Annotated in this window: 27 protein-coding genes; 16 read left to right on the top strand and 11 right to left on the bottom strand. The window is 61.8% G+C overall.

What is annotated here, in order from left to right:
* Positions 1 to 58: 58 nt before the first annotated feature.
* Entirely contained in the window at positions 59 to 265 is a 207-nt protein-coding gene (locus HX801_RS02315; protein WP_003215427.1) for a hypothetical protein, read from the top strand.
* Here the strand turns inward: HX801_RS02315 and HX801_RS02320 are convergent.
* Positions 262 to 1578 carry a bifunctional DedA family/phosphatase PAP2 family protein gene (locus HX801_RS02320; RefSeq protein WP_177021487.1) on the bottom strand — a complete coding sequence of 439 codons (1317 nt, stop codon included), beginning with the start codon at positions 1576 to 1578 and terminating at the stop codon, positions 262 to 264. The genes HX801_RS02315 and HX801_RS02320 overlap by 4 nt on opposite strands.
* Before the next feature lie 112 nt (positions 1579 to 1690).
* Positions 1691 to 2374 (bottom strand): DNA-3-methyladenine glycosylase, encoded by a 684-nt coding sequence (locus HX801_RS02325; protein WP_003215429.1) that lies wholly within the window; start codon positions 2372 to 2374, stop codon positions 1691 to 1693.
* Positions 2375 to 2550: 176 nt separating this feature from the next.
* On the opposite strand from HX801_RS02325, the gene HX801_RS02330 reads away from it, so the two are divergent.
* The 13 genes from HX801_RS02330 (at position 2551) to HX801_RS02390 (ending at position 15120) form a co-directional block, all read left to right on the top strand.
* Entirely contained in the window at positions 2551 to 3816 is a 1266-nt protein-coding gene (locus tag HX801_RS02330) for a glutamate-5-semialdehyde dehydrogenase (RefSeq protein ID WP_003215430.1), read from the top strand.
* Positions 3816 to 4460, top strand: coding sequence for a nicotinate-nucleotide adenylyltransferase (gene nadD, locus HX801_RS02335; protein ID WP_003215431.1), 645 nt, complete (start codon positions 3816 to 3818; stop codon positions 4458 to 4460). Before HX801_RS02330 ends, nadD begins: the two co-directional genes overlap by 1 nt.
* Positions 4461 to 4529: 69 nt before the next feature.
* Positions 4530 to 5024, top strand: a complete 495-nt coding sequence (gene rsfS / locus HX801_RS02340; RefSeq protein ID WP_003215432.1) for a ribosome silencing factor — start codon at positions 4530 to 4532, stop codon at positions 5022 to 5024.
* Between the two features lie 9 nt (positions 5025 to 5033).
* Positions 5034 to 5501 (top strand): 23S rRNA (pseudouridine(1915)-N(3))-methyltransferase RlmH, encoded by a 468-nt coding sequence (gene rlmH, locus HX801_RS02345; protein WP_003185785.1) that lies wholly within the window; start codon positions 5034 to 5036, stop codon positions 5499 to 5501.
* A gap of 15 nt (positions 5502 to 5516) precedes the next feature.
* Positions 5517 to 7415: a penicillin-binding protein 2 gene (gene mrdA, locus HX801_RS02350; RefSeq protein ID WP_003215433.1), complete on the top strand. Its 1899-nt coding sequence runs from the start codon at positions 5517 to 5519 to the stop codon at positions 7413 to 7415.
* Positions 7416 to 7446: 31 nt separating this feature from the next.
* A complete protein-coding gene (gene rodA / locus HX801_RS02355; protein WP_050442794.1) occupies positions 7447 to 8550 on the top strand; it encodes a rod shape-determining protein RodA in 1104 nt (367 codons plus the stop codon).
* Between the two features lie 17 nt (positions 8551 to 8567).
* Positions 8568 to 9581, top strand: a complete 1014-nt coding sequence (mltB, locus tag HX801_RS02360) for a lytic murein transglycosylase B (protein ID WP_177021488.1) — start codon at positions 8568 to 8570, stop codon at positions 9579 to 9581.
* The gene (locus tag HX801_RS02365; RefSeq protein WP_003215436.1) at positions 9581 to 10579 is read left to right on the top strand and encodes a septal ring lytic transglycosylase RlpA family protein; all 999 of its coding nucleotides are present in this window, start codon (positions 9581 to 9583) and stop codon (positions 10577 to 10579) included. The genes mltB and HX801_RS02365 overlap by 1 nt, the downstream gene beginning before the upstream one ends.
* A 185-nt stretch (positions 10580 to 10764) precedes the next feature.
* On the top strand, positions 10765 to 11922 hold the full coding sequence (locus HX801_RS02370; protein WP_003215437.1) for a D-alanyl-D-alanine carboxypeptidase family protein: 1158 nt from the start codon (positions 10765 to 10767) through the stop codon (positions 11920 to 11922).
* Positions 11923 to 12006: 84 nt separating this feature from the next.
* Positions 12007 to 12282, top strand: a complete 276-nt coding sequence (locus HX801_RS02375; protein ID WP_003215438.1) for a DUF493 domain-containing protein — start codon at positions 12007 to 12009, stop codon at positions 12280 to 12282.
* Complete coding sequence (gene lipB / locus HX801_RS02380) at positions 12282 to 12929, top strand: lipoyl(octanoyl) transferase LipB (protein WP_003215439.1); 648 nt, start codon at positions 12282 to 12284, stop codon at positions 12927 to 12929. The genes HX801_RS02375 and lipB overlap by 1 nt, the downstream gene beginning before the upstream one ends.
* Before the next feature lie 2 nt (positions 12930 to 12931).
* Positions 12932 to 13951 carry a lipoyl synthase gene (gene lipA, locus HX801_RS02385; protein ID WP_003215441.1) on the top strand — a complete coding sequence of 340 codons (1020 nt, stop codon included), beginning with the start codon at positions 12932 to 12934 and terminating at the stop codon, positions 13949 to 13951.
* 233 nt (positions 13952 to 14184) lie between these two features.
* On the top strand, positions 14185 to 15120 hold the full coding sequence (locus tag HX801_RS02390) for an LD-carboxypeptidase (RefSeq protein WP_177021489.1): 936 nt from the start codon (positions 14185 to 14187) through the stop codon (positions 15118 to 15120).
* Positions 15121 to 15253: 133 nt separating this feature from the next.
* Here the strand turns inward: HX801_RS02390 and HX801_RS02395 are convergent, their stop codons facing one another.
* The 5 genes from HX801_RS02395 to leuS form a co-directional block, all read right to left on the bottom strand.
* Positions 15254 to 16579 (bottom strand): lytic murein transglycosylase, encoded by a 1326-nt coding sequence (locus HX801_RS02395; RefSeq protein WP_177021490.1) that lies wholly within the window; start codon positions 16577 to 16579, stop codon positions 15254 to 15256.
* Positions 16580 to 16640: 61 nt separating this feature from the next.
* Positions 16641 to 16805, bottom strand: coding sequence for an alternative ribosome rescue factor ArfA (gene arfA / locus HX801_RS02400; RefSeq protein ID WP_003176285.1), 165 nt, complete (start codon positions 16803 to 16805; stop codon positions 16641 to 16643).
* An 84-nt stretch (positions 16806 to 16889) separates the two neighbouring features.
* The gene (gene holA, locus HX801_RS02405) at positions 16890 to 17927 is read right to left on the bottom strand and encodes a DNA polymerase III subunit delta (protein WP_008436560.1); all 1038 of its coding nucleotides are present in this window, start codon (positions 17925 to 17927) and stop codon (positions 16890 to 16892) included.
* Between the two features lie 39 nt (positions 17928 to 17966).
* Positions 17967 to 18572, bottom strand: coding sequence for an LPS assembly lipoprotein LptE (gene lptE / locus HX801_RS02410; RefSeq protein WP_008436571.1), 606 nt, complete (start codon positions 18570 to 18572; stop codon positions 17967 to 17969).
* A gap of 90 nt (positions 18573 to 18662) precedes the next feature.
* Positions 18663 to 21269, bottom strand: coding sequence for a leucine--tRNA ligase (gene leuS, locus HX801_RS02415; protein ID WP_087694446.1), 2607 nt, complete (start codon positions 21267 to 21269; stop codon positions 18663 to 18665).
* A 261-nt stretch (positions 21270 to 21530) separates the two neighbouring features.
* Between leuS and HX801_RS02420 the strand changes: the two genes are divergently transcribed.
* Together HX801_RS02420 and HX801_RS02425 are read left to right on the top strand one after the other, a co-directional pair.
* Positions 21531 to 21848 carry a hypothetical protein gene (locus tag HX801_RS02420; RefSeq protein WP_008436575.1) on the top strand — a complete coding sequence of 106 codons (318 nt, stop codon included), beginning with the start codon at positions 21531 to 21533 and terminating at the stop codon, positions 21846 to 21848.
* A gap of 103 nt (positions 21849 to 21951) precedes the next feature.
* Positions 21952 to 22713 (top strand): YdcF family protein, encoded by a 762-nt coding sequence (locus tag HX801_RS02425; protein ID WP_003215449.1) that lies wholly within the window; start codon positions 21952 to 21954, stop codon positions 22711 to 22713.
* Positions 22714 to 22836: 123 nt separating this feature from the next.
* Here HX801_RS02425 and lnt read toward each other — a convergent pair whose 3' ends face one another.
* The 4 genes from lnt to HX801_RS02445 are packed head-to-tail and all read right to left on the bottom strand — an operon-like array spanning position 22837 to position 26703.
* Positions 22837 to 24360 carry an apolipoprotein N-acyltransferase gene (lnt, locus tag HX801_RS02430; RefSeq protein ID WP_177021491.1) on the bottom strand — a complete coding sequence of 508 codons (1524 nt, stop codon included), beginning with the start codon at positions 24358 to 24360 and terminating at the stop codon, positions 22837 to 22839.
* Between the two features lie 8 nt (positions 24361 to 24368).
* A complete protein-coding gene (locus tag HX801_RS02435; RefSeq protein ID WP_003215451.1) occupies positions 24369 to 25208 on the bottom strand; it encodes an HlyC/CorC family transporter in 840 nt (279 codons plus the stop codon).
* Between the two features lie 27 nt (positions 25209 to 25235).
* Positions 25236 to 25709 (bottom strand): rRNA maturation RNase YbeY, encoded by a 474-nt coding sequence (gene ybeY / locus HX801_RS02440; RefSeq protein WP_003215452.1) that lies wholly within the window; start codon positions 25707 to 25709, stop codon positions 25236 to 25238.
* A complete protein-coding gene (locus tag HX801_RS02445) occupies positions 25702 to 26703 on the bottom strand; it encodes a PhoH family protein (protein WP_003215453.1) in 1002 nt (333 codons plus the stop codon). The genes ybeY and HX801_RS02445 overlap by 8 nt, the downstream gene beginning before the upstream one ends.
* Positions 26704 to 26719 lie beyond the last annotated feature (16 nt).

Raw genomic sequence — 26719 nt, forward strand, 5'->3', positions numbered from 1 at the left:
TCCTGATCCCGTTGCCTGAAATAGTTGGCAGTCACGTAACGATGATCAGGGGGAAAGGATGATTCGGCTTTCGCAATCGGAGCAAGTCGTGTGGGATGCGTTTTTTATGGCCGTCACCACGCAAATTCTTCATATGAACGACGGTCGCGGCGCGGAGTACATCGCCGAACGCGCCGCGGAGATGGCTGACGAAATGCTTCTGGAGCGGCGCGAGCGCAGCGTCGAACGCCGCGCTGCACCCCTGGATTGGCTGGGGCCTGCCTAGTAGGCATACCTCAGCAGCGCGTGGGAAGTGCCGGTAAACGCAATGAACCCGAGCACCGCGCCACACACCGGCAGGATCAGCCACCAGACTCTCGGCGGCATCGGTGGCAACAGGCTGCGGTGCTGGCTTAACGTCAGGCTGAAGGCGCACACCGTCATTGCCAGCAGGGTGCCGGCCAGGATGTCCGTCGGCCAGTGTGCACCCAGGTACACCCGGGAAATCGCGATGGTGGCGGCGGGAATGCAGCCAAGTACCAGCCAGGTCAGGCGCAGTCGTGTCGGTTGACCGCGACCGGCAAGCACTGCCAAGGCCAGGAAGAATGCAAACGAGCCGGACGCATGGCCGCTGGGCATGCTGAAGCTGGTGAGCGGGTCGGTCAGCACTTCGGGGCGCATCCGCGCAAAAAACAGCTTGGTCCCGGTATTGATCAGCGCCGCGCCCAGCAGGGTGGCGCCGACAAAGATTGCCTGGCGCCATTGCCGCGCCACCACCAGCAGGCCGGTCAGCACCGCGCTGGCGACAAACATCTTCTTGAACTCGCCGAGCTGGGTCACCATCACCATCGCCCGGTCGATCGCCGGGCCGCGGTGTTCCTGCACCAGTGCCATCAAGCCCTGGTCAAAGTCGTTGAGGTAGGGATAGCCGATAAACAACGCGATCAACAGTGTGCCGCCGATGCAGCCAATCCATAGGGTGGCGCGCCGATGGCCGCGCAGGCTGCTGTTGAGGCTTACGCCGATCAACACTGCGAGACAGGCGGCGACAATCCCGGCCTCTGGCCAGAAGCCTTCGGGCAATGGCAAGCGGAAGGCCGCGCCGGTGGCCCAGCCCGGCAACAGATACGCCACCGACCAGCCTGCACCGGCCAGCAGGCTCACGGCGGCAAAACGCGGGAAGGGCATGTCGCACATGCCCGCAACCATCGGCAACATCGGCCGCAGCGGGCCAATGAAGCGGCCTACCAACAGGCTGGCGATGCCGTACTTCTGGAAGTAAGCCTCGGCGCCGCTCATCCATTCCGGGTGATGCCGCAGGCCGGGAAGGCGCCGGATGTTCTGGTGGAAATGGCGACCGAGGAAGTAGGAAACAACATCGCCCAGCACGCCGCCGAGGAAGCCCAGCAACAGGGTTTCTCCCAGTGACAGTGCGCCGCTGCCGGCCAGGGCGGCGATGGCAAACAGCAATACCGTGCCAGGTACGATCAGGCCGGCAATGGCCAGGCACTCCACGCACGCCACGATAAACACCGACACGGCCAGCCATTGCGGGTTCAGGGTCAGCCAGCCGGTAATGCTATCGAGCCATGGGCCCATACAATCAACTCCCTTTTGTAGATCGTCCTTGTGGGAGCTCGGCTTGCCGGCGATGGCGTCCTTGGGTCCGCTATCGCCGGCACGCCGGGCTCCTACAGGTTTATGTATGTTTTCAAATCAAAAAATAGTCGCGGCCTTCGACCTGGCCCCGGCGCAGCGGGTTCCGTGTGCAATACGGCGCATAACCGGCATCGACGAAGCGGTACATCAGGTGTTCATCGCGCCCACCGGGAATGCCCAGGCGGGTGGTCTGGATGATCTGCGCTGGCGCCAGCCCTACGTCTTCCACGTAGAGCAGTTCCTGGTCAAAGCGCTTGGCGTCCCACATCGGCACCTTCAAACCCAGCGCCTTGCACAGCAAGGTCTGGCCGGCGCACAGCTTTTGCGAGGGTCGTGGCCTGCCGCTGGCGTCCGGGTTATTCAGCAGCATCTGCGCCAGGCTGGCCGGGCCGGAGACTTCGTCGACCCACGGATAGGCTGATTTGATCAGCACCGCATTGCCCGGACCGTGGGCGCTGAAGTTCAGCGAATCACCGCCACGGGCGTAGTACATATAGATGTGCCCGCCATCCAGAAACAAAGCCTTACGCTTTTCTGTGTAGCCCAAGGACGCGTGGCTGCCTTTTTCGGCGAGGTAATACGCTTCGGTTTCGATAATTCGTGCCGACAGCCACAAATCACCAACACGATGGCGAATGACTTTTCCGAGCAATTCGCGCGCGAGCAGTTGCGCGTCACGGTCGAAAAAGCCGTCGGGCAGGGCGTTGGCGGGGGGCAGCGGCGAGAAACTGGACATGGCGATCAAAGGTAATACGGCTAAATGTGACAGGATGATAACAACTCCAGCCTTAATTCCCGCTGAACGTCGGGTTTTTACAGTTCATTTCGACCATCCGCCCCTCACCGCTGTCCGTAGGACGGCGTCACAGCTATAATCTGCCGCTTTCCTCTTTGCCAAGACCCCACCAGACCATGACTGAGTCCGTTCTTGACTACATGACCCGCCTGGGTCGCGCTGCCCGTCAGGCCTCGCGGTTGATCGCCCGTGCGAGCACTGCGCAGAAGAACCGCGCCTTGCTGGCGGCCGCCGACGCTCTGGATGCTTCGCGCTCCGAGCTGAGCGCCGCCAATGAACAGGATTTGGCCAACGGTCGCGCCAATGGCCTGGAGCCTGCATTGCTGGATCGCCTGGCGCTGACGCCGGCGCGGATCGACGACATGATCGAAGGCTTGCGTCAGGTGGCCAAGCTGCCTGACCCCATCGGTGAAATCCGCGACATGCGCTACCTGCCCTCCGGCATTCAAGTCGGCAAGATGCGCGTGCCCCTGGGCGTGATCGGCATCATCTATGAGTCGCGCCCGAACGTGACCATCGACGCCGCGAGCCTGTGCCTCAAGTCGGGCAACGCCACCATCCTGCGGGGCGGTTCCGAGGCCATCAATTCCAACCGTGCCATCGCCGCGTGCATTCAGCAGGGCCTGGCCGTGGCTGAACTGCCGGCCGAAGTGGTGCAAGTGGTCGAGACCACTGACCGCGCCGCCGTTGGCGCACTGATCACCATGCCTGAGTTCGTCGACGTGATCGTGCCACGGGGTGGCAAGAGCCTGATCGAACGCGTGAGCCGTGATGCCAAGGTGCCAGTTATCAAGCACCTGGACGGCGTCTGCCACGTGTTCATCGACATCGCCGCCGACCTCGACAAGGCGATCCGCATTGCCGACAACGCCAAGACTCACCGCTACGCCCCGTGCAACACCATGGAAACCCTGCTGGTGCACGTCGGCATTGCCGATCGCGTGCTGCCGCCGCTGGCTGCCATCTACCGCGACAAGGGCGTTGAACTGCGTGGTTGCGAGCGTACCCGGGCGATCCTCGGCAGCGACGTGATCGAGGCCACCGAGCAGGACTGGTACACCGAATACACGGCGCCGATCCTGTCGATCCGCATTGTCGACGACCTGGACCAGGCCATCGAGCACATCAATCAATACGGCTCCAAGCACACCGACGCCATTGTCACCGAGCATTTCAGCGATGCCCGGCGTTTCCTCAACGAAGTGGATTCCGCTTCGGTGATGGTCAACGCCTCGACGCGCTTTGCCGATGGCTTCGAGTACGGCCTGGGGGCGGAGATCGGTATCTCCACCGACAAGCTCCACGCACGCGGCCCGGTTGGCCTGGAAGGGCTGACCAGCGAGAAGTACGTGGTGTTCGGTGACGGTCATGTGCGCACTTGATGGGTAAACGCATCGGGCTGCTCGGCGGCACCTTCGACCCCGTGCACATCGGCCATTTGCGCAGTGCACTGGAAGTCGCGGACGCCCTCGGGCTGGATGAACTGCGCCTGGCACCGAATGCCCGGCCGCCGCATCGCGATACGCCGCAGGTGTCTGCGCAGCAGCGCCTGGAGATGGTCCGCCTTGCTGTGGCCGGCATTGCACCGCTGGTGGTGGACGACCGCGAACTCAAGCGCGACAAACCGTCCTACACTGTCGACACCCTGGAACTGATGCGGGCCGAGTTGGCCGCGGATGACCAGTTATTTCTACTTTTGGGCTGGGACGCGTTTTGCGGCCTGCCCACTTGGCATCGCTGGGAAGAGTTGCTCCAGCATTGCCACATCCTGGTGCTGCAACGCCCGGATGCCGACGCAGAATCGCCGGATGCCTTGCGCAACCTGCTGGCGGCGCGGTCGGTAAGTGACCCTTTGGCCCTGACCGGGCCGAGCGGGAATATTGCATTCGTCTGGCAAACCCCGCTTGCGGTGTCTGCCACCCAGATCCGTCAACTGCTGGCCAGCGGGAAGTCGGTACGTTTCCTGGTGCCTGACGCGGTCCTGGCCTACATCGATGCGCACGGGCTTTACCGTGCGTCGAACTGAAAAGGCGCGCTTGAACGCACGAACAGTCGTGCAGCGAGCGCCCGAACATACGAGCAAAACGAGTTTTATATGACGAACAAAGACGTAAGCAAAGTTAAGCGCAAAGGCACGTTCAAGAGCGCTCCTCTGCCAGTAGAAGCCCACACCGGCCCTGAGCTGGCCGGCGAAGAGCTGGTGAAGGTTGCCGTGGCTGCCCTGGAAGACGTGAAGGCCCAGGACATCCAGGTCCTGGACGTGCGCGACAAGCAGAGCATCACCGACTTCATGATCATCGCCACCGGTACCTCCAACCGCCAGATCGGCGCGATGCTGGACAAGGTTCGCGAAGCGGTCAAAGCCCAGGGCGTCAAGCCATTGGGTGAAGAAGGCAAGGGCGACAGCGACTGGGTACTGCTGGACATGGACGACGTGATCGTTCACATGATGACCAGCAACGCCCGTCAGTTCTACGACCTGGAGCGTCTGTGGAAAGGCGCCGAGCAGAGCCGTGCTGCCGATGGCAAGCACCACAGCCCTGAAGTCGGCCACGCGCACTTCGACAAGCTCAACAAAGACCAGGAATAAGGAACGGCTGTGCGCCTGCGTCTGATCGCTGTCGGTTCACGCATGCCCAAGTGGGTGGAAGAAGGCTGGCATGAATATGCCAAGCGCCTGCCATCCGAATTGGCGCTGGAACTGGTGGAAATACCGCTCAATACCCGGGGCAAGAACGCCGACGTGGCCCGCTTTATCCGTCAGGAAGGCGAAGCCATGCTGGCCAAGGTCGGGCCCAACGAGCGGATCGTGACCCTCGAAGTGCACGGCAAGCCCTGGAGCACCGAGCAGTTGGCGGTGGAACTGGATCGCTGGCGCCTGGATTCGCGCACGGTCAACTTCATGGTCGGCGGCCCCGAGGGGCTGGCGCCGGAAGTGTGCGCGCGGGCGGACCAGCGCTGGTCGCTGTCGCCCCTGACACTGCCGCACCCGCTGGTAAGAATTCTGATCGGTGAACAGCTGTATCGCGCCTGGACAGTTCTGTCCGGGCACCCTTACCACAAATAATCTGCGCCCTGCCTGATGACCCAGCCGATCCGCATCAAGGACCACGAGAAAGACGCACGTCTTGTACGCGCGCGGGTGGTCTTTGGCGCGATTTTGGTAGTGGCATTGCTGGGGGTGCTGATTGCGCGCCTGTATTTCCTGCAGGTGATCCAGTACGACTATCACTCCACATTGTCGGAAAACAACCGGGTGCACGTGCAGCCGATTCCGCCGACCCGTGGGCTGATTTTCGACCGCAATGGCGTGGTGGTAGCGGATAACCGGCCCAGCTTCAGCCTGAGCATGACCCGCGAACGCTCCGGTGACTGGCAGCAGATCCTCGATGTGATCGTCGAGGTGCTGCAACTGACGCCGGAAGACCGGGTGATTTTCGAAAAGCGCATGAAACAGGGGCGCCGGCCGTTTGAGCCGGTGCCGATCCTGTTCGAGCTGACCGAAGAGCAGATCGCCCGGATCGCGGTGAACCAGTTCCGTCTGCCGGGTGTGGAAGTGGTGGCGCAGTTGGTTCGCCACTACCCGCAAGGGGCGCACTTTGCGCATTCGGTCGGCTACATGGGCCGGATCAACGAGAAAGAGCTGAAGACCCTCGACCCGGTCAACTACAGCGGCACCCACCATATCGGCAAGACCGGCATCGAGCGTTTCTACGAGCCGGAACTGCACGGCCAGGTGGGGTACGAGGAAGTCGAGACCAACGCCCGTGGCCGCGTGCTGCGGGTGCTCAAGCGTACCGACCCGGTGCCCGGCAAGGACATCGTGCTGAGCCTGGACATCAAGTTGCAGGAAGCGGCGGAGATGGCCCTGGGCGGGCGTCGGGGTGCCGTGGTGGCACTGGATCCGAGCACTGGCGAAGTGCTGGCGATGGTCAGCCAGCCAAGTTTTGACCCCAACCTGTTTGTCACCGGGATCAGCTTCAAGGCCTACGCCGAGCTGCGTGATTCCATCGACCGGCCGCTGTTCAACCGCGTATTGCGCGGCCTGTATCCGCCGGGCTCGACCATCAAGCCGGCGGTGGCGATTGCCGGCCTGGACTCGGGCGTGGTCACGGCGTCGAGCCGGGTGTTCGACCCCGGCTACTACATGCTGCCCAACTACGATCACAAATACCGTAACTGGAACCGCACCGGCGACGGCTATGTGGACCTGGATACGGCGATCATGCGTTCCAACGACACCTACTTCTATGACCTGGCCCACAAGCTGGGGATTGATCGGCTGTCGGCCTACATGGGCAAGTTCGGCCTTGGTCAGAAAGTCTCCCTGGACATGTTCGAAGAATCCCCGGGACTGATGCCGTCCCGCGAGTGGAAGCGTGCGACGCGGCGCCAGGCTTGGTTCCCGGGCGAAACCCTGATCCTGGGGATCGGCCAGGGCTACATGCAGGCCACGCCGCTGCAACTGGCCCAAGCCACCGCGCTGGTGGCCAACAAGGGTGTGTGGAACCGCCCGCACCTGGCCAAGACCATCGAGGGCGAACGCCCGGTGGACGAAAACCCGATTCCCGACATTGTGCTGCGCGACCCGTCCGACTGGACCAAGGTCAACCACGGCATGCAGCAAGTGATGCACGGCGCCCGGGGTACCGCTCGTAAAGCGGCAGCCGGCGCGCAATACCGGATTGCCGGCAAGAGCGGTACGGCCCAGGTGGTCGCGATCAAGCAGGGCGAGAAATACGACCGCTCCAAGGTTCAGGAACGCCACCGTGACCACGCCTTGTTCGTCGGCTTTGCTCCGGCCGACAACCCGAAGATCGTCGTGGCGGTGATGGTCGAGAACGGTGAATCCGGTTCCGGCGTGGCCGCGCCCGTGGTGCGTCAGATCATGGATGCCTGGCTGTTGACCGAAGACGGCAAGCTCAAGCCCGAATATGGCGGCACCCCATCCAGTGTGGAGGCTACGGCCCTTGAAGAGTAATTTTGACCGCATCCTCTCCAGCGAGGATGTGATGCGCCGCCGCGCCACTTTGCTGCAGCGCATGCACATTGATGGCCCGTTGCTGATCCTGCTGCTGACCCTGGCCGCCGGCAGCCTGTTCGTGTTGTATTCGGCCAGTGGCAAGAATTGGGACTTGCTGATCAAACAGGCGTCGTCGTTTGGCCTGGGCCTGTTGTCGATGGTGGTGATCGCCCAGCTGGAGCCGCGCTTCATGGCGCGCTGGGTGCCGCTGGGGTATGTCGCCGGCGTGTTGCTGCTGGTGGTGGTGGATGTCATGGGGCACAACGCCATGGGCGCGACGCGCTGGATCAACATCCCGGGGGTGATTCGCTTCCAGCCGTCGGAATTCATGAAGATTTTGATGCCTGCGACCATCGCCTGGTACCTGTCAAAACGCACACTGCCGCCCCAGCTCAAGCACGTGGGCATCAGCCTGATATTGATCGGCGTGCCGTTTATCCTGATCGTGCGCCAGCCCGACCTCGGCACCTCGCTGCTGATCCTGGCGGGCGGCGCGTTCGTGCTGTTCATGGGGGGGCTGCGCTGGCGCTGGATCCTCAGCGTGCTGGCCGCCGCCGTGCCGGTGGCCGTGGCCATGTGGTTCTTCTTTATGCACGACTACCAGAAGCAGCGAATCCTCACGTTCCTCGACCCGGAGAGCGATCCGCTGGGCACCGGCTGGAACATCATCCAGTCCAAGGCGGCCATCGGTTCCGGCGGCGTATTCGGCAAGGGCTGGCTGCTGGGCACCCAGTCGCACCTGGACTTTTTGCCGGAAAGCCACACCGACTTCATTATCGCGGTCATGGGCGAGGAGTTCGGCCTGGTGGGCATCTGCGCACTGTTGCTGATTTACTTGCTGCTGATCGGGCGCGGCCTGGTGATTACTGCCCAGGCGCAAACCCTGTTTGGCAAATTGCTCGCCGGCAGCCTCACCATGACGTTTTTTGTTTACGTTTTCGTCAACATCGGTATGGTCAGTGGCCTGTTGCCGGTGGTTGGGGTGCCGTTGCCGTTCATTAGCTACGGCGGAACTTCGCTGGTGACATTGCTGTCAGCGTTTGGGGTTTTGATGTCGATCCATACCCATCGTAAGTGGATCGCACAGGTTTGAATAAGGTGAAGATGTCAATGCAAGTAATGCGCGGCTGGGCTGCCCGGCACGTGTCCTGGATGGGCCTGTTGGGCCTGCTGGGAGCCGCTGTGCAGGAAGCGCAGGCCGGCGACTACGACGGTTCGCCCCAGGTCGCCGAGTTTGTCGGTGAGATGACCCGTGACTATGGTTTCGCCGGTGAACAGCTGATGGGCGTGTTCCGCGAGGCCCAGCGCAAGCAGGCGATCCTCGACGCCATCTCCCGGCCCGCCGAGCGCGTGAAGCAGTGGAAGGAATATCGCCCGATGTTCCTGACCGACGCCCGCGTGGCGCGGGGCGTGGACTTCTGGCGCCAGAACGAAGCGGTGCTGGCCCGCGCCGAGCAGGAATACGGCGTACCGGCCCAGGTGATCGTGGCAATCATCGGCATCGAAACCTTCTACGGCCGCAACACCGGCAGCTACCGGGTGATCGACGCCTTGTCGACCCTGGGCTTTGACTACCCGCCACGCGCCGAATTCTTCCGCAAAGAGCTGCGCGAGTTCCTGTTGTTGGCCCGTGAAGAACAGGTCGACCCGTTGACCCTCAAGGGCTCCTACGCCGGGGCCATGGGCTTGCCGCAGTTCATGCCGAGCAGCTTTCGCGCCTACGCCGTGGATTTTGACGGCGACGGCCATATCAATATCTGGAGCAACCCCGATGACGCCATCGGCAGCGTCGCCAGCTATTTCAAGCGTCACGGCTGGGTAGCCGGCGAGCCGGTGGTGATTCGCGCCGATGTGACCGGTGAGCGCGCCGATGAAGGCCTGACCCAGGGTATCGAGCCGGTCAAGACGGTCGGGGAGTTGCGGGCGCTGGGCTGGTCGAGTCAGAATGCGCCACGCGATGATATGCCGGTGACGGCGTTCCGCCTCGAAGGCGAAAATGGCCCCGAATACTGGATGGGCCTGAAGAATTTCTACGCAATCACGCGTTATAACCGCAGCGTGATGTACGCCATGGCCGTGCATCAACTGTCAGACATGCTGGTCCAAGCACGGGGCGTCAAGTAATGCCGGTATCACCGATGTACAAACCCCTGAAGCTGTTGGCGTACGCCGCATTGTCGTTATTGGTGGTCAGTTGCTCCACCAGTCGTGCACCGGTGCAAAAAACCGCTGGCACGGCGATCCGCTCCCAGCCGGGGCTGGATATCAACCGCGCCCACAAAGACGGCGCGCCGTGGTGGGATGTGGATGTTTCGAAGATCCCGGATGCCACGCCGACCCTGCACACCGGCCCTTACAAGGCCAACCCCTATACCGTGCTGGGCAAAAACTACTTTCCGCTGCAAGACTCCAAGACCTACGTGCAATCAGGTACGGCGTCCTGGTACGGGACCAAGTTCCACGGCCAGAACACCGCCAACGGCGAAGTCTATGACCTGTACGGCATGAGCGCGGCGCACAAGACCCTGCCGCTGCCCAGCTATGTACGCGTGACCAACCTGGACAACAACCGCTCGGTAATCCTGCGGGTCAATGACCGTGGGCCGTTCTATTCGGACCGGATCATCGACTTGTCCTACGCCGCCGCCAAGAAACTCGGGTATGCCGAAATCGGCACCGCCCGGGTGAAGGTCGAAGGTATCGACCCGGCCCAGTACTGGGCCCAGCGTGGCAAGCCGGCGCCGTTGATGCTCAACGAACCGCAAACCCCGCAACCGCAAGTCACGGCCTCGGCCGGCAAGATCGAACAGTGGACCCCGCCGCCGGCGCAGCACGCCCCGGACACGGTGGTCATTCCGCATGCAGCACCGGGAGCCTCTACCGTGGGCGGCCAGTACCTGCAAGTCGGCGCTTTCGCCAACCCGGACGCGGCAGAGCTGCTAAGGTCCAAGCTCAGCGGGATGGTCAGCGCGCCAGTCTTTATCAGCTCTATTGTGCGTAACCAGCAGACCCTGCACCGTGTGCGCATGGGGCCGATCGGCTCGCCGAGTGAAGTTGCGCAAGTGCAGAACAGCGTGCGCCTGGCCAACCTGGGGCAACCCAGCGTGGTCACCGCCGAGTAAGCAGTACAAAGGATTGATGGCTCAGGCTCGCATGCGGGTTTGAGCCCTGGTTGTTGGCTCGTTGAACAATAAAAACCCAGGGGCAAGGGGTGGGCATGCAACCGAACACGCGACAGTCTGGCGACGGGCTGTCTGAATAGTTTTGCCCGCGAGGGCAAGTTTCCATAAGCAATTTCGAGAGACGGATGAACATCACCACCTTAGCCAAACGCACGTGCCTGCTTCTTTCGCTGATCATCACCCCGGCCGCCTGGGCGGTTGAAATGGTGCCAGCTTCCCCGCAACTGGCTGCCAAGGCCTGGGTCCTGATGGACGCCGCCAGCGGCAACGTGCTGGTGGAGAACAACGGTGACCAGCGCCTGCCCCCAGCCAGCCTGACCAAGCTGATGACCGCCTACATCGCGACCCTGGAAATCCGTCGCGGCCAGATCGGCGAAAACGATCCGGTGACCGTCAGCGAAAACGCCTGGCGCACCGGCGGTTCGCGGATGTTCATCAAGGTCGGCTCGCAAGTGACCGTCAGCGACCTGCTGCACGGCATCATCATCCAGTCGGGTAACGACGCCAGCGTAGCCCTGTCCGAGCACATCGCCGGCAGCGAAGATGCGTTCGCCGACATGATGAACAAAACCGTGGCCGACCTGGGCATGACCAACAGCCACTTCATGAACCCGACCGGCCTGCCGAACCCTGAGCACTACTCGTCGGCTCACGACATGGCGATCCTGGCTCGCGCGATCATTCGTGTCGACCCGGTGCACTACGCGATCTACTCCCAGAAAGAGTTCTTCTGGAACAACATCAAGCAGCCTAACCGCAACCTGTTGCTGTGGCGTGACAAGACTGTCGATGGCCTGAAAACCGGCCACACCGAAGAAGCCGGCTACTGCATGGTGTCGTCCGCTGTCCGTGACGGCCAGCGCCTGATTGCCGTGGTATTCGGTACCAACAGCGAGCAGGCCCGTGCGGCCGAGACGCAAAAGCTGCTGACCTATGGCTTCCGTTTCTTCGAAACCCAGACCTTCTACCAGAAAGGCACCGAGCTGGCTCAAGCCCCTGTATGGAAAGGCGCGACCCATCAAGTCAAGGCCGGCCTGGCTGAAGACCTGACCCTGACCATGCCTAAAGGCCAGCTCAAGAAGCTGGTTGCCAGCATGACCATGAACCCGCAACTGGTCGCACCGATCGCCAAGGGCGATGTGATTGGTAAAGTCGAAGTGAAGCTGGACGACAAGGTGGTGCACAGCGCCGATCTGATCGCTCTGGACGCCGTCGACGAAGGTGGTATCTTCCGACGCGTGTGGGATAGCATCCGTCTATTCTTCTACAGCTTGTTCAACTGATAGTGTGCACCTGCATGACCCCGCGCTGATCCGGCGCGGGGTTATGCCCGTCGCCACGGCTTACGCTTACGAGGCCGTTACGCCATGACCGATACCGAAGTAAAGGCGCCAAAGATCGAATTCCCAAACGTGGACTATCCCGTCAAGGTGATCAGCGATACGGGCGTGGGCAACAAGGACAAGATCATCGAGATCGTCAAGAAACACGCAACGATCAACCATGACCGTGTGGATGAGCGTCAAAGCACCAACGGCAAGTACACCACTATTCAGTTGCACATCGTGGCGACTGACCAGGACCAGCTCTACAACATCAACAGCGAACTGCGGGCTACCGGCTTCGTGCACATGGTGTTGTGATGTCACAGACCCTGGGCTTTCGCGAGCTCGGCCAAATGGCTTACGAACCGGTGTGGCACGCCATGCAGCGGTTCACCAACGAGCGCGGCACCGAAGCCCCGGATGAAATCTGGCTGGTGGAGCACCCGCCGGTTTTCACCCAGGGCCAGGCCGGCAAGGCCGAGCATTTGCTGCTGCCGGGAGAAATCCCGGTGGTGCAGGTCGACCGCGGCGGGCAGGTGACTTACCATGGCCCAGGTCAATTGGTGGCTTATCTGTTGCTGGACGTGCGCAGGCTGGGTTTTGGCGTACGTGAGCTGGTCAGTCGCATGGAGTCATGCCTGATCGAGCTGCTGGCCAGCTACGGTGTGACCGCCGCGGCCAAGCCGGATGCACCGGGGGTTTATGTTGATGGCGCGAAAATCGCCTCCCTGGGCTTGCGGATTCGCCACGGTTGTTCCTTTCATGGCCTGGCCTTGAATGTGGACATGGACCTGGCGCCGTTTCGACGGATCAATCCCTGCGGCTACGCCGGTTTGGCGATGACCCAGTTGAGCGATCACGCAACACCACTAGAATTTGCCGAGGTAAGTGCCCGGCTGCGCGCGCAGCTCGTCAAACACCTCGACTATGCTGAGCAGACGACCCTAACGGGCGGAATCGACTGATTATGACTACTGATGCAGTGCAAACCATGATCCCGACGCTGGATGTTACCGAGCGTCCGGCCCCGCGTGCCAAGGTAGAAGCCGGCGTCAAGCTGCGCGGCGCCGAGAAGGTTGCACGCATCCCGGTGAAGATCATTCCGACCACCGAACTGCCGAAAAAGCCTGACTGGATTCGCGTGCGTATCCCGGTTTCGCCGGAAGTCGACCGCATCAAGGCCCTGCTGCGCAAACACAAGCTGCACAGCGTGTGCGAAGAGGCGTCCTGCCCGAACCTGGGCGAGTGCTTCTCCGGTGGCACCGCGACCTTCATGATCATGGGTGACATCTGCACCCGTCGTTGCCCGTTCTGCGACGTTGGCCACGGCCGGCCGAAGCCACTGGACGTCAACGAGCCGGAAAGCCTGGCCATCGCCATCGCCGACCTGAAACTCAAGTATGTCGTGATTACTTCGGTAGACCGCGACGACCTGCGTGACGGCGGTGCCCAGCACTTTGCCGACTGCATCCGCGAGATCCGCAAGCTGTCGCCGAACGTGATGCTCGAGACCCTGGTGCCGGACTACCGTGGCCGTATGGACGTGGCGCTGGAAATCACCGCCGCCGAGCCGCCTGACGTGTTCAACCACAACCTGGAAACCGTACCGCGCCTTTACAAGGCTGCGCGTCCGGGTTCGGACTACCAGTGGTCGCTGACCCTGCTGCAGAAATTCAAGCAGATGATGCCGCATATTCCGACCAAATCCGGCCTGATGCTGGGCCTGGGCGAAACCGACGAAGAAGTCATCGAAGTCATGAAGCGCATGCGCGAACACGACATCGACATGCTGACCCTTGGCCAGTACCTGCAGCCGTCCCGCAGCCACTTGCCGGTACAGCGCTTCGTGCACCCGGATGTGTTCGCCTGGTTTGCCGAAGAAGGCTACAAGATGGGCTTCAAGAACGTCGCTTCCGGCCCGCTGGTACGTTCCTCGTACCACGCCGACGAGCAGGCGAAACTGGTCAAGGCCAGCCTGGTGTCCTGATACGCGGAACGCCGGACACTGCAGGACCCATGTGGGAGCCGGCTTGAGTGGGAGCGGGCTTGCTCGCGAATGCGTTGGATCAGTTGACCTGTCCGGTGACTGACTGACCGTCTTCGCGAGCAAGCCCGCTCCCACCCAGGCCCGCTCCCACATTTGCTACTGACTCTTCCTCTTCTGTTTGCAACCATTGCTGTTTAGAGTGCCTTGGGCAATCCACACGAGGAGAACCATGGATGACGACTCAATTGACCACTTGTGCGGTACCTGCGCTGCGCGCCGAAGGCGTGATCGGGCTGATTGCCCCTGCCGGGCCGGCCGAGCTGGATATCGACACGGCCACGCAATGGATGCGCGCCCGGGGCTACACACTGCGGATCTTTCCGGGCGTGAGCCAGCGTGATGGCTATCTGGCCGGCAGTGATGAGGTACGCCTTGATGACCTGCACGCGGCGTTCGCCGATTCGACCATCGACGCGATTTTCTGCCTGCGCGGCGGCTACGGCACGCCACGCCTGCTGGACCGCCTGGACTTTGACCTGCTCCGGGCCAACCCCAAGCCATTCGTAGGCTACAGCGATATCACCGCCCTGCACCTGGCGATCAACCGGTATGCCGGTTTCGTCACCTTCCATGGTCCGATGTTCAACGCTGACCTGTTAGGTGAAAAGCAACAGCCTACCGAGTCGTCGCTGTTCAGCATGCTGCGTGGGCAAGTGAAAGCCGGTAGCCAGCTGGCTCACCCTGTGGCCTACCCGCTGACCACCGTCGAGCCAGGCATCGCCTGTGGGCGGCTGCTGGGCGGCAATCTATCGATGATCGCAGCAGTGATGGGCACGGCTTACGAGATTGATGCCGAGGGCATCATTCTGTTTATCGAAGATGTGAACGAGCCGTTGTACCGCATTGACCGGTTGCTCACCCATTTGCGCCTGGCGGGCAAGCTGGCCCAGGTGGCGGGCGTGGTGGTGGGGGATGTGGCTGGGGTTGATAGCCTTGCGCTTGAGCGCTTGCTGAAGCAGACCTTCGAGCCGTTGTGCATTCCTGTGCTGTCCGGCTGGCGCAGCGGGCACTGCAACCCGAACCTGACCTTGCCGTTGGGCGCCAGGGTGCGGCTGGATGCGGGGGAGAGGCGGTTGGTGTTGGAACAGGATGTGGTGTTTAAGGCCTGAACTTTGTAGCGCCGATAAAGGCCTCTTCGCGAGCAAGCCCGCTCCCACATTTCGATCGCGTTCCTTCAGGAAGTGCACGGTCAAAATGTGGGAGCGGGCTTGCTCGCGAATGCGGTAGCAGCCATACGCCGATCTATCGGCTTTGCAGCGACTCCAGCAACTTCACCGTCGGATACCCATCCGCCGGCCAGCCCAGGGACTGCTGCGCGGCACGAATCGCCTTGCGGGTATTCGCACCGATGATCCCGTCCGGGTTGCCTGCGTCGTAACCATTGGCACTGAGCACCGTCTGCAAGTCAATTCGCTGCGAGCGAGTCAACGGCAGCTCATCTTTCGGCCAGCTCCCACGAATCAAGCCACCGCCCCCGAAGCGTTCCGACAACAAGCCAACTGCCAACGCGTAGGACGACGAGTTGTTGTACTTGAGGATCGCGCGGAAGTTATCCAGCACCAGGAACGCCGGGCCACGATAGCCGGCCGGCAGCAACAGGGCGGCGGAAAGCTGGTCGACGTTGGCCGGCACGCTGGCGCCCGGCGGCACCTGGATTCCCAGTTTCAGCCACTCGCCAACGGTCTTGCGTACGCTGCCATCGGCCAGGGCGTAATCAAAATTCAACGGCAGTTGCTGCACCTCGAAGCCCCAGGGCTGGCCTTCCTGCCAGCCGGAGCTTTGCAGGTAGTGCGCGGTGGAGGCGAGGGCGTCGGCCGGGCTGTTCCAGATATCGCGGCGGCCGTCACCGTCGAAGTCTACGGCGTGGGTGTTATAGGTGGTCGGGATGAACTGGGTCTGGCCCATGGCCCCGGCCCAGGAGCCTTTCATCTGGTCGGCGGCGATATCGCCATGCTGGATGATTTGCAGCGCCGCCAGCAGCTGCGCCTGGGCGAAGGCCGGGCGACGGCCTTCATAGGCCAGGGTAGCCAGTGAGCGGATCACCGAGTTGTTGCCCTGGAACTGGCCGAAGTTACTCTCCATGCCCCACACCGAGACCAGCGCCTGGCGGTCGACGCCGTAACGGTCCTCAATGCGTTGCAGAATGTCGGCGTACTTCACCAGCAGCGACTGGCCATTGCGCACCCGCAGCGGCGACAGCGCGCCATCGAGGTATTCCCATACCGGCCGGGAGAACTCCGGCTGGCTGCGGTCGGCGCGGATCACCGCCATGTCGGGTACGACATTGGCAAAGGCCGTGTCGAAAACTTGCGGCGTGATACCGGCCTTCAAGGCTTCCACGCGAAACCCCGCCTGCCATTCGGCAAAGGTCTGGGTCGGCTGGATATCAAGATTGTCTGCCACCAGTGGCGCAACGACGGCAGGCGCAGCTACCGGTGCAGTCTGGAGCGGGGGCAGGGGTTGGGCATCGGCAGCGGTGGGTTTTTCCGCGCAGGCGACTAACAGAATGAGGCTGGAGGCAGCGATCAGTTGGCGAAGGTGCCAACGACGGGAAAGACTAGAGGGCATGCACAGGTCCAGGGAATACGAATCAGGTACAGACCTTATCATGCCGGAGGGGCGCTTGCCTTCAGGCAGCCAGAAAGTAAGAAGCCTCCCAGCTATTAGACTGGAAGGCTTCGCGGCGGTAGCTGCCTTTGCCTTTGCCGGCTCGTTCCTGGCGACTGCGGAACAACGGCTGGGCGATGATGGATTTGGCCTTGTTGGGGCCATGCTTGGATGGCTTTTTGCTCATGATGGGTACTCTCTGGCAGGTTGATGATGCGGTGCGAATCATCTGCCGAAGTTTGGATTCTGTCCAGCCCAGCGATACGTAGGACTATTCAGCAGGCAGCGCCAAGCGCTGTCCTGACATCAAAAGTGACAAACGACTCAGGCTCATCCACGGCGATCCAGCCGCCTGCCCCTTGATCTGCGCGTCAATGCGTTGGGCTTCCAGCAGCAATTGCGCCCAGCGTTGCGCCGAGTGCCGTTGCAGGGCTTTGCTGATCAGTGGTTTGCGCTTGTCCCATACCGGTGGCCGCGCCTGGCTGAAGGCCTTGTCCAGTGGGATGCCCTGGCTGTACTGCAGGGCAATATTGGCCAGCAGCCGTAATTCTCGCGCCAGGGCCCAGAGAATCACCGGCGGCTCGACGCCTTCGCCGCGCAGCCCTTCGAGCATGCGCAGGGCGTGGGCGGGTTCGCCGTTGAGGATCGCATCCACCAGGCCAAATACGTCAAAGCGCGCGCTGTCCGCCACGGCGCCTTGTACGGTTTCGACGGTGATCTGGCCACCCTCGGCCATCAGCTTGAGCTTTTCGATTTCCTGGGCGGCGGCCAACAGGTTGCCTTCCACCCGCGCCGCGATCAGCTCCACCGCATCCTGGCTGGCACTCAGCCCGGATTGCGACAGGCGCTGACGAATCCACTGCGGCAGTTGGCTGCTGTCCACCGGCCAGATCTGTATGAACTGAGTCTGGCCACCTTCCACCAGCGCCTTGCCCCACTTGGTTTTCTGCGCACTGCCATCGAGCTTGGGCAGGCTGATCAGCAGCAGCGTGTCTTCGGCAGGGCGTGCGCAGTATTCCATCAACGCCGCCGCGCCTTTGTCGCCGGGCTTGCCCGAAGGCAGGCGCAGTTCCAGCAGGCGTTTTTCGGCGAACAGCGACATGCTCGCCCCGGCTTGCAGCAGCGTACCCCAGTCGAAACTGGCGTCGGCGCTGAATACCTGGCGTTCATCGAAGCCCTGTTGGCGGGCTGCGGTGCGAATTGCGTCCGCAGCCTCCTGGCACAGCAGCGGGTCATCACCGCTGACGATGTAGACGGGCGCAAGGCTGCCTTGCAGGTGCTTGGCGAGTTGGGCGGGGGCGAGTTTCATAGGCAGGGCGAACGGGGCGCCTGGGGCGCCCCGTCTGGCTTACTCGACAGGAACTTCGACAGGCGACTGTTTAGGTTGGCTGTCTTCATACTCTTGCGCCGCTTTCAGCGCATCTGCATCTGCCTTGGCCTTGGCATCCGCGGTTTGCTGCAGCTTATCCAGTTGCTCCGGCGTGATCAGTTGCAGGCGCAGGACCATGCGCTGCACCAGTTCACGACGCATTTCCTTGCGCACCTGGATGGTTTCGGAGTCCGAACCCACCAGGTTGTTGCCGTCGTGGCTCACGACTTTCTGTATCTGGATCTTGTCGCCCATCAGCGGCAGGTGGTCATGGCCCTGGATTTCGAAGAAGAGCGTGGTGCTCAGCTCAATGTCCGAAGCACGCCCGGCGCTGGCGTAGCTGAGGCTGCGCTGCTCTTCTTTTTCATCCACCAGGTTCAGTTTGTAAGCCGCGCCTGAATAGACTTTGACGCCACTGTTTTCCAGGACCTGGCGCAGCTGTTGCACGGTCTCGCCGTAGGAGTTGCGGGCGGTGACGTCCAGTTCCTTGATCGCCAGTTCGGTGGTGCCGGTGCCGCGCAGCTGGAAGCCGCAAGCGCTCAGCAGCACGGCAAGGCCCATAACCAGCAGATTGCGTTTGATCATTTTGATGCTCCCCTTGAAACCATGTGGGCCTTATCGAGGCCCTGGAGGTTTTGTTCGGCGCCAGGGTTATTCCCTCGGCGCCCGATCCGATTAGCTAGCGACGATATTGACCAGTTTGCCGGGCACCACGATCACTTTGCGGATCGTCAGGCCTTCGGTGAAGCGCAGCACGTTCTCATTGATACGGGCGGCGGCTTCGACGTCTTCACGGCTGGCGCTGGCCGGCATGTCGATCTGGCCACGCAGCTTGCCGTTGACCTGAATCACCAGTTGCAGCGTGTCCTGTACCAGGGCGCTGTCATCCTGTACCGGCCAGCCGGCATCGATGACGGCACCGCTGTGGCCCAACTGGTTCCACAGTTCGTGGCTGATGTGTGGCGTGATCGGCGCCAGCAGCAGGGTGACCGTTTCCAGGCCTTCCTGTACCAGTGCGCGGTCCTGTTCGGTGGCCTGCGGCGCTTTCTCCAGCACGTTCATCAGCGTCATCACCTGGGCGATGGCGGTGTTGAATTTGTGGTGCTGGCCCACGTCCTGGCTGGCGTGCTTGATGGCCAGGTGGGTGCTGCGGCGAATGACTTTTTGCTCATCGCTCAGGGCCGCCACGTCCAGCTTGCCCGGCAAGCCTTGGCTGACATGGGCGTGCGCCAGGCGCCAGACGCGCTTGAGGAAGCGATGCGAACCTTCGACGCCGGAGTCCGACCATTCCGCGCTCATGTCAGGCGGCGAGGCGAACATCATGAACAGGCGGCAGGTGTCCGCGCCGAACTGGTCGATCATCGACTGTGGGTCGACGCCGTTGTTCTTCGACTTGGCCATCTTCTCGGTGCCGCCGATTTCCACCGGCAGGCCGTCGGATTTCAGCTTGGCGCTGATCACCTTGGCCTTGCTGTCACGCTCCAGCTCGACATCTGCCGGGTTGAACCAGGTGTAGGCGCCATTGGCTTCGCGGCGGTAATAAGTCTCGGCAATCACCATGCCCTGGGTCAGCAGGTTCTTGAACGGCTCGTCGGAACTCACCAGGCCTTCGTCACGCATCAGCTTGTGGAAGAAGCGCGCGTACAGCAGGTGAAGGATGGCGTGTTCGATACCGCCGATGTACTGGTCTACCGGCAGCCAATGGTCGGCCGCGGATTTTTCCACCAGGCCGCCTTCATAGTGCGGCGAGGCGTAGCGGGCGTAGTACCACGAAGACTCCACGAAGGTGTCCATGGTGTCGGTTTCGCGTTTGGCCGGGGCACCGCAGTTCGGGCAGGTGCACTCGTAGAATTCGGGCATGCGCGCCAATGGCGAGCCAGCACCGTCCGGCACCACGTCTTCGGGCAATACGACCGGCAGTTGGTCTTCCGGTACCGGCACGTCACCGCAGGTTTCGCAGTGGATGATCGGGATCGGGCAGCCCCAGTAGCGCTGGCGGCTGATGCCCCAGTCACGCAGGCGGAACTGGGTGCGCGAGGCACCGAGGTTTTTCTTGATCAGCGCGACTTCGATGGCGTCGAAGGCGCCTTCGAAATCCAGGCCGTCGAACTCGCCGGAATTGATCAGTGTGCCGTGTTCGTTGTACGCGTCCTGCCACGGAGCCGGGTTGGTGTCGCCCGAACTGGTGCGCACCACGGACTTGATCGGCAGGTTGTACTTGACGGCGAATTCGAAATCGCGCTCGTCGTGGGCCGGCACAGCCATTACTGCGCCATCACCGTAGTGCATCAGCACGTAGTTGGCGACCCACACCGGCAGCTTCTCGCCGGTCAATGGGTGCTCGACGAACAACGAGGTCGGCAGGCCTTTTTTCTCCTGGGTGGCGACGTCGGCTTCGGCGACGCTGCCGCCCTTGCATTCGGCGATGAACGCCTGCAGCTCAGGGTTGTTCTGTGCAGCCTGGGTGGCCAGCGGGTGTTCGGCGGCCACGGCGACGTAGGTCGCGCCCATCAGGGTGTCCGGACGGGTGGTGAAGACTTTCAATACACCTTCTGCGCCGATGGAGTCGACGTTGTAGGGGAACTGCACTTCCATGCCACGGGACTTGCCGATCCAGTTGCGTTGCATGGTCTTGACCTGCTCGGGCCAGCCCGGCAAATCGTCGAGGCTCGACAGGAGTTCATCCGCATAGGCGGTGATCTTGAAGTAGTACATCGGGATTTCGCGCTTTTCGATCAGCGCGCCGGAACGCCAGCCGCGGCCGTCGATCACTTGTTCGTTGGCCAGTACGGTCTGGTCCACCGGGTCCCAGTTCACGGTGCCGCTCTTCTTGTAGATCACGCCTTTTTCGAACAGGCGAGTGAACAGCCATTGTTCCCAGCGGTAGTAATCAGGCTTGCAGGTGGTCACCTCGCGGGACCAGTCCACCGCCAGGCCCAGGCTGCGCAGCTGGGTCTTCATGTAGGCGATGTTTTCGTAGGTCCACTTGGCGGGCGCTACGTTGTTCTTCATCGCGGCGTTTTCCGCCGGCATGCCGAAGGCGTCCCAACCCATGGGTTGCAGGACGTTCTTGCCCAGCATGCGCTGGTAGCGGGAGATGACGTCGCCGATGGTGTAGTTGCGCACATGCCCCATGTGTAGCTTGCCGCTGGGGTAAGGGAACATCGATAGGCAATAGAAAGTCTCCTTGCCTGGCTGTTCACTGACTTCAAAGGACTTTTGCTCATCCCAGAACGACTGGGCGGCATTTTCTATTTCACGGGGCTGATATTGTTCGTGCATGGCTACTTTTGAACTGAATAGGGGTGGCCTAATCCTCTTCGGTGCAACGTTCAGGTTGATCGACACCAAAAAGCGGCGCGTCCGTGCCCAAACCCTGCGGGAAGTGGAGTTACAGGAAGCGCCGTAGCATACATGACCCCACTCTATCGAGGGAAACCCTGATTGCGCCGCCGAGGCCGTTGGTCGCGGCGCCAGGCAGGCAGGGCAAGCAGGACTACGCTGTTTAGTGGGGAGTGAGTCTTATCTTCAATGAGGTGAGGGATGGTTGATTCGCAGCGAACTTTAACGAAACCGCAGGTGTACGAAGGACTGATCGACCGTTTGGGTCGAGCACTGGATGCAGCAAAAACCGCAGGCCGATTGTGTGATGAACGGCCTCTGGAGTTGGAACTGCGTGGCTTGAGCCAGGCAGAGCTGGACGTGATCAGGGTGTATCTGGAGTTGAATGAGCATCGCGCGTCCCATGGCATGGCCTCCCCGCCAGCCCAGGAGTTTTCGCGATCGGCCAAGGTGGTATGGCTCAAGGATTTTTCGGCCGGTCGCAGCCCGGAAAAACTCCGGTCCGTGCGTTTCAAGTGAAGTACCGCGTTAGTGATCTGTAGCCTTCTCAGCGTCTGTTCCTGTAAAGATTGTCGCTTAACCCCGTTACACCTTAGGCTTCGGGCATCTTTGGAGATGCCCGATGCCTATTCGCTATTTCATTAAACAATTGTTGTTGCCGCCCGGCATCCTGTTGCTGTTGCTGGCCCTTGCCTGGTGGTTTCGTCGCAGCCGACCGCGGCTGGCGGCCGTGTGCTTTGCCCTGGGGTTTGGCGGGATGTTGCTGATGAGCCTGCCGGTGGCGGTTCAATGGGGCGCAAAGGCCCTGGAGACCGAGCCGCCTCTGGCCCGTGATGAATGGGCGACCCTGGCGCAGCGGGCTGATGCCATCGTGGTGTTGGGCTCGGGGCGTGAGCGCGGGGATCCGGCGTGGGGCTCCGATCAGCCGACGGGTATCGGCCTTGAGCGCCAGCGCTATGCAGCCCGCCTGGCCAAGGCTTCGGGCTTGCCGGTGCTGACCACCGGCGGCTTGCACTACGGCACACCGCCCAGCGAGGCGGAGTTGATGGCGGTGTCGATGCAGGATGACTTTGGCGTGAGCGTGCGCTGGAAGGAAGAGCGCAGCCGTACCACGTGGGAAAACGCGCAGATGAGTGCCGAGATTCTGCTGCCGCAGGGAGTCAAGCGTGTGGTGGTCGTGACTCAGGCCTGGCATATGCCGCGCTCGCGCTGGAGCTTCGAAAAGGCCGGGTTCACGGTTGTTCCGGCGCCAGTGGGGTTTCTTGGTTTGGACAATGCCCGGCCATTGGGGGGCTGGATGCCGGAGTTCAAGTCGGTATGGCAGAGCGGGCAGTTGCTGAATGAAGCGGTGGGGCAGGTGGGTTACCGGATGTTTTACAGGTAATACCGCCGGGCAAATGTGGCAGCGGGCTTGCTCGCGAATACAGTGTGTCAGTCACTGGTGCTTTAACTGACAGATCGCATTCGCGAGCAAGCCCGCTCCCACATTGTCGTCCGAGTATTTCTGTTAAACCGTTTTGGACATCCGGCCCGCTAACAGCGCCCAGCCAAACAGGCCAAGGCACAGGATGATCAACGGCCACGAACGCCATTCCAGGTATGGGGTGAGGTTGTGCATCGGCACGACCTCGCCGTAGAGAATCCCGCGTTCAAACTGCGGGATCTGCACGGTGATCTGCCCGTACGGGTTGATCAGGCCAGTGACGCCGTTGTTGGTGGCGCGGATCATCCAGCGACCGGCTTCCAGGGCGCGCATCTGGGCCATCTGCAAATGTTGCAGCGGGCCGATGGAGCGGCCGAACCAGGTGTCGTTGCTGATGGTCAGCAACAAATCGCTGCGGGCCGATAGGCCGGCGGCGAACTCCGGGTACACCACTTCATAGCAAATGAACGGCGCAATCTGATAGCCCTTGGCTTGCAGCAGTGCCTGGTCTGACGGCCCGCGGGCGAAGTCCGACATCGGCAGGTCAAAGAACGCGATCAAGCCGCGCAACATGTCCTGCAGCGGCACGTACTCGCCAAACGGCACCAGCTTCTGCTTCAGGTAGGTGCCGTCGCCTTCGCCCACCACCGTGATGCCGTTGAAGAAGCGCTTGTGGTGATGCACTTCCTGGCGGATCGGTACACCGGTGATCAGCGCAGTGTGCCGGTCAGCGGCGAACTTGCCCATCATGCCCAGGTAACCCTCCACGGATTCCTTGAGCACCGGCACGGCGGTTTCCGGCCATACCAGCAGGTCGACAGGCTTGGAGCTGAAGCTCATGTCGCGGTACAGCGCGAGCTGCGCATTGAGCTGCTCGGGGTCCCACTTCATGCTTTGTTCGACGTTGCCCTGGATAGCCGCCACCGTCAGCGGCGCGCCGGCGGGGGTGGTCCATGCATGATGCTTGAGTGCCAGGCCGATGGCCCATGGCGCCACCAACAACAGCAAGCCGGCACCGATGAACAGGTTGCGCTTAGCCGCCAGCAGACGCGGCAGGTTGCAGATCAGTGCGGCGGTCAGCGCCAGGGAAAAGGATATCAGCCACATCCCGCCCAGCGGCGCGAGGCCGGTGAGAGGACCGTCGAGCTGGCTGTAACCGGAATAGAGCCATGGAAAACCGGTGAGGAACCAGCCGCGAAACGCTTCCTGGCCAACCCACAAGGCCGCGAAGGCCAGGGCATCGGCCAGTGACGCTTCGTTGCGTCGCAGCCAGCGCGCCCACAGCCAGGCGGGCAGGGCAAAGAACCAGGCAATGGCCGCCGTAAACGCCAGCATCAGCATGCCCGCCAGCAGCACCGAAGCGCCGCCGAAGTGGTGAATGCTGTAGTAGATCCAGCTGGTACCGGCGCCAAACAGGCCGAAACCGAAACACCAGCCGCGCCACAAGGCCTGGCGCGGTGTCAGTTCACGCAATCCCGCATAAAAGAACCCGGCCGCCACCAGCGCAAACGGCCAGAGGTCGAACGGCGCCAGCGCCAGGGTGGTGATGGCGCCGGCCACCACGGCCAGCAAGTTACCGGGCCAGCCGGGTGCAATCATACGGCGCATGTCAGTCCTTAGCGGGCAATAGGTGTCAAACGGATCAAGTGAATACGGCGGCTGTCGGCATTCAGGATGCGGAAGCGATAGGCACCGATTTCCGTGGTCTCGTTACGCTTGGGCAGGTGCCCGAACGCACTCATCACCAGGCCGCCAACCGTGTCGAATTCATCGTCGGAGAATTCGCTGTCGAAGAACTCGTTGAAGTTCTCGATCGGCGTCAGGGCCTTGACCAGGAAATCACCGCTGGGCAGCGGCTTGATGTAGCTGTCTTCTTCCACATCGTGTTCGTCTTCGATGTCACCGACGATCTGTTCCAGCACGTCTTCGATGGTCACGAGGCCGGCCACACCGCCGTACTCGTCAATCACGATGGCCATGTGATTGTGGTTCGCACGAAATTCGCGCAACAGCACATTCAGGCGCTTGGATTCAGGGACGAAGGTGGCAGGACGCAGCAGGTCCTTGATGTTGAAGCTGTCGCCGTTCTCCTTGAGGATCAGCGGCAGCAGGTCCTTGGCCAGCAGGACGCCCATGACGTCGTCATGGCTTTCGCCGATCACCGGGTAGCGCGAGTGCGCCGAGTCGATCACGGCCGGGAGGAATTCCCGAGGGGTCTGGGTCGCCTTGATGCTGACCATCTGCGAGCGCGGAACCATGATGTCCCGTACTTGCAGGTCCGCTACCTGGATGGCGCCTTCGACGATGGCCAGCGCTTCACTGTCCAGCAACTTGTTCTGATGCGCCTCGCGCAGCAGCTCCAGCAGCTCCTGGCGGTTTTTCGGCTCGTGGGCAAAGGCCTGGGTGAGTTTCCCCAGCCATGACTTTTGCCCGTTGCTCGATCGGTCTTCGCTCATAGCGATTACTCTAAATCCTTTATTGTTTCAGTTAGGTGTAGTTGCAATTTCGTCGTCTGCATACGGGTCACGATGACCCAGTTCTGCAAGCAACGTTCGTTCCAGTGCTTCCATTTCTTCGGCTTCGTCATCGTCTATATGGTCGTAACCCAAGAGATGCAAGCAGCCGTGGATGACTAGATGGGCCCAATGGGCCTCAAGTTCCTTGCCCTGTTCCTTTGCTTCACGCTCGACCACTTCGACGCAGATCACCAGGTCGCCCAGCAACGGGATATCCAGCAGCTCATCGGGTACGTCGGCGGGAAACGACAGCACGTTGGTCGCGTAGTCTTTTTGTCGCCAGGTGTGATTCAGTTCACGGCCTTCGGGCTCGTCCACCAGGCGAATGGTCAGCTCCGAGTCGGCGGTGCGCTGGCGCAGGGCCAGGGTGCACCACTGGCGGAACTGTTCTTCGCTGGGGGCGGGCGCTTCGGTGGCCAGCTGCAGGTCAAGCTCAAGCATCGCGGCGAGTGTCCTTGGCCGGTTGGTCGTCGCGGTGTTCGAAGCGCTCGTAGGCTTCGACAATGCGCTGCACCAACGGGTGACGTACCACGTCTTTGGGCATGAAGTGCGTGAAGCTGATCCCCGGCACGTCCTTGAGTACGTCGATCACCTGGGCCAGGCCCGACTTGGTGCCTTTGGGCAGGTCGACCTGGGTGACGTCGCCGGTGATCACGGCGGTGGAGCCGAAACCGATCCGGGTCAGGAACATCTTCATCTGCTCAACGGTGGTGTTCTGGCTTTCGTCGAGAATGATGAAGCTGTTGTTCAGCGTACGGCCACGCATGTAGGCCAGCGGGGCGATCTCGATCACCTGGCGCTCGATCAGCTTGGCCACGTATTCGAAGCCGAGCATCTCGTAGAGCGCGTCGTAGAGCGGGCGCAGGTACGGGTCGATCTTCTGGGCCAGGTCGCCGGGCAAAAAGCCCAGCTTCTCGCCGGCTTCCACCGCCGGACGCACCAGCAGGATGCGTCGCACCTGCTCGCGCTCCAGGGCATCGACCGCGCAGGCCACGGCCAGGTAGGTCTTGCCGGTACCGGCAGGGCCGATGCCGAAGTTGATGTCGTTGCCCAGGATCTCTTTGACGTAGCGCTGCTGGTTCAAGCCGCGAGGGCGAATCATGCCTTTCTTGGTGCGCAACGCGACGCTGGCTTCGGCTACCGGGTTATTGGCCAGGTCCTCCACGGCGGATTCCTGCAGGTACAGGTGCACCGTTTCCGGCGACAGCTCGCTACCTTTGGTTTCCCGGTAGAGGCGGCGCAGAAGGTTTTCTGCCGAGGTGGTGTGCTGGGGTTCACCAATCAGCTCGAATTGATTGCCGCGGTTGCGGATCTCGATGCTCAGGCGTTGTTCGATCAGGCGCAGGTGCTCGTCGAACTGTCCGCACAGATTGGCGAAACGGCGAGCCTCAAAGGGCTCGAGGAGAAAACGATGTGGTTCTATGGGTGCGTTCAAGGTCGTTTTTAGCCGC

The sequence above is a fragment of the Pseudomonas sp. G1002 genome (genome assembly GCF_013385455.1).
Lineage (GTDB): Bacteria > Pseudomonadota > Gammaproteobacteria > Pseudomonadales > Pseudomonadaceae > Aquipseudomonas.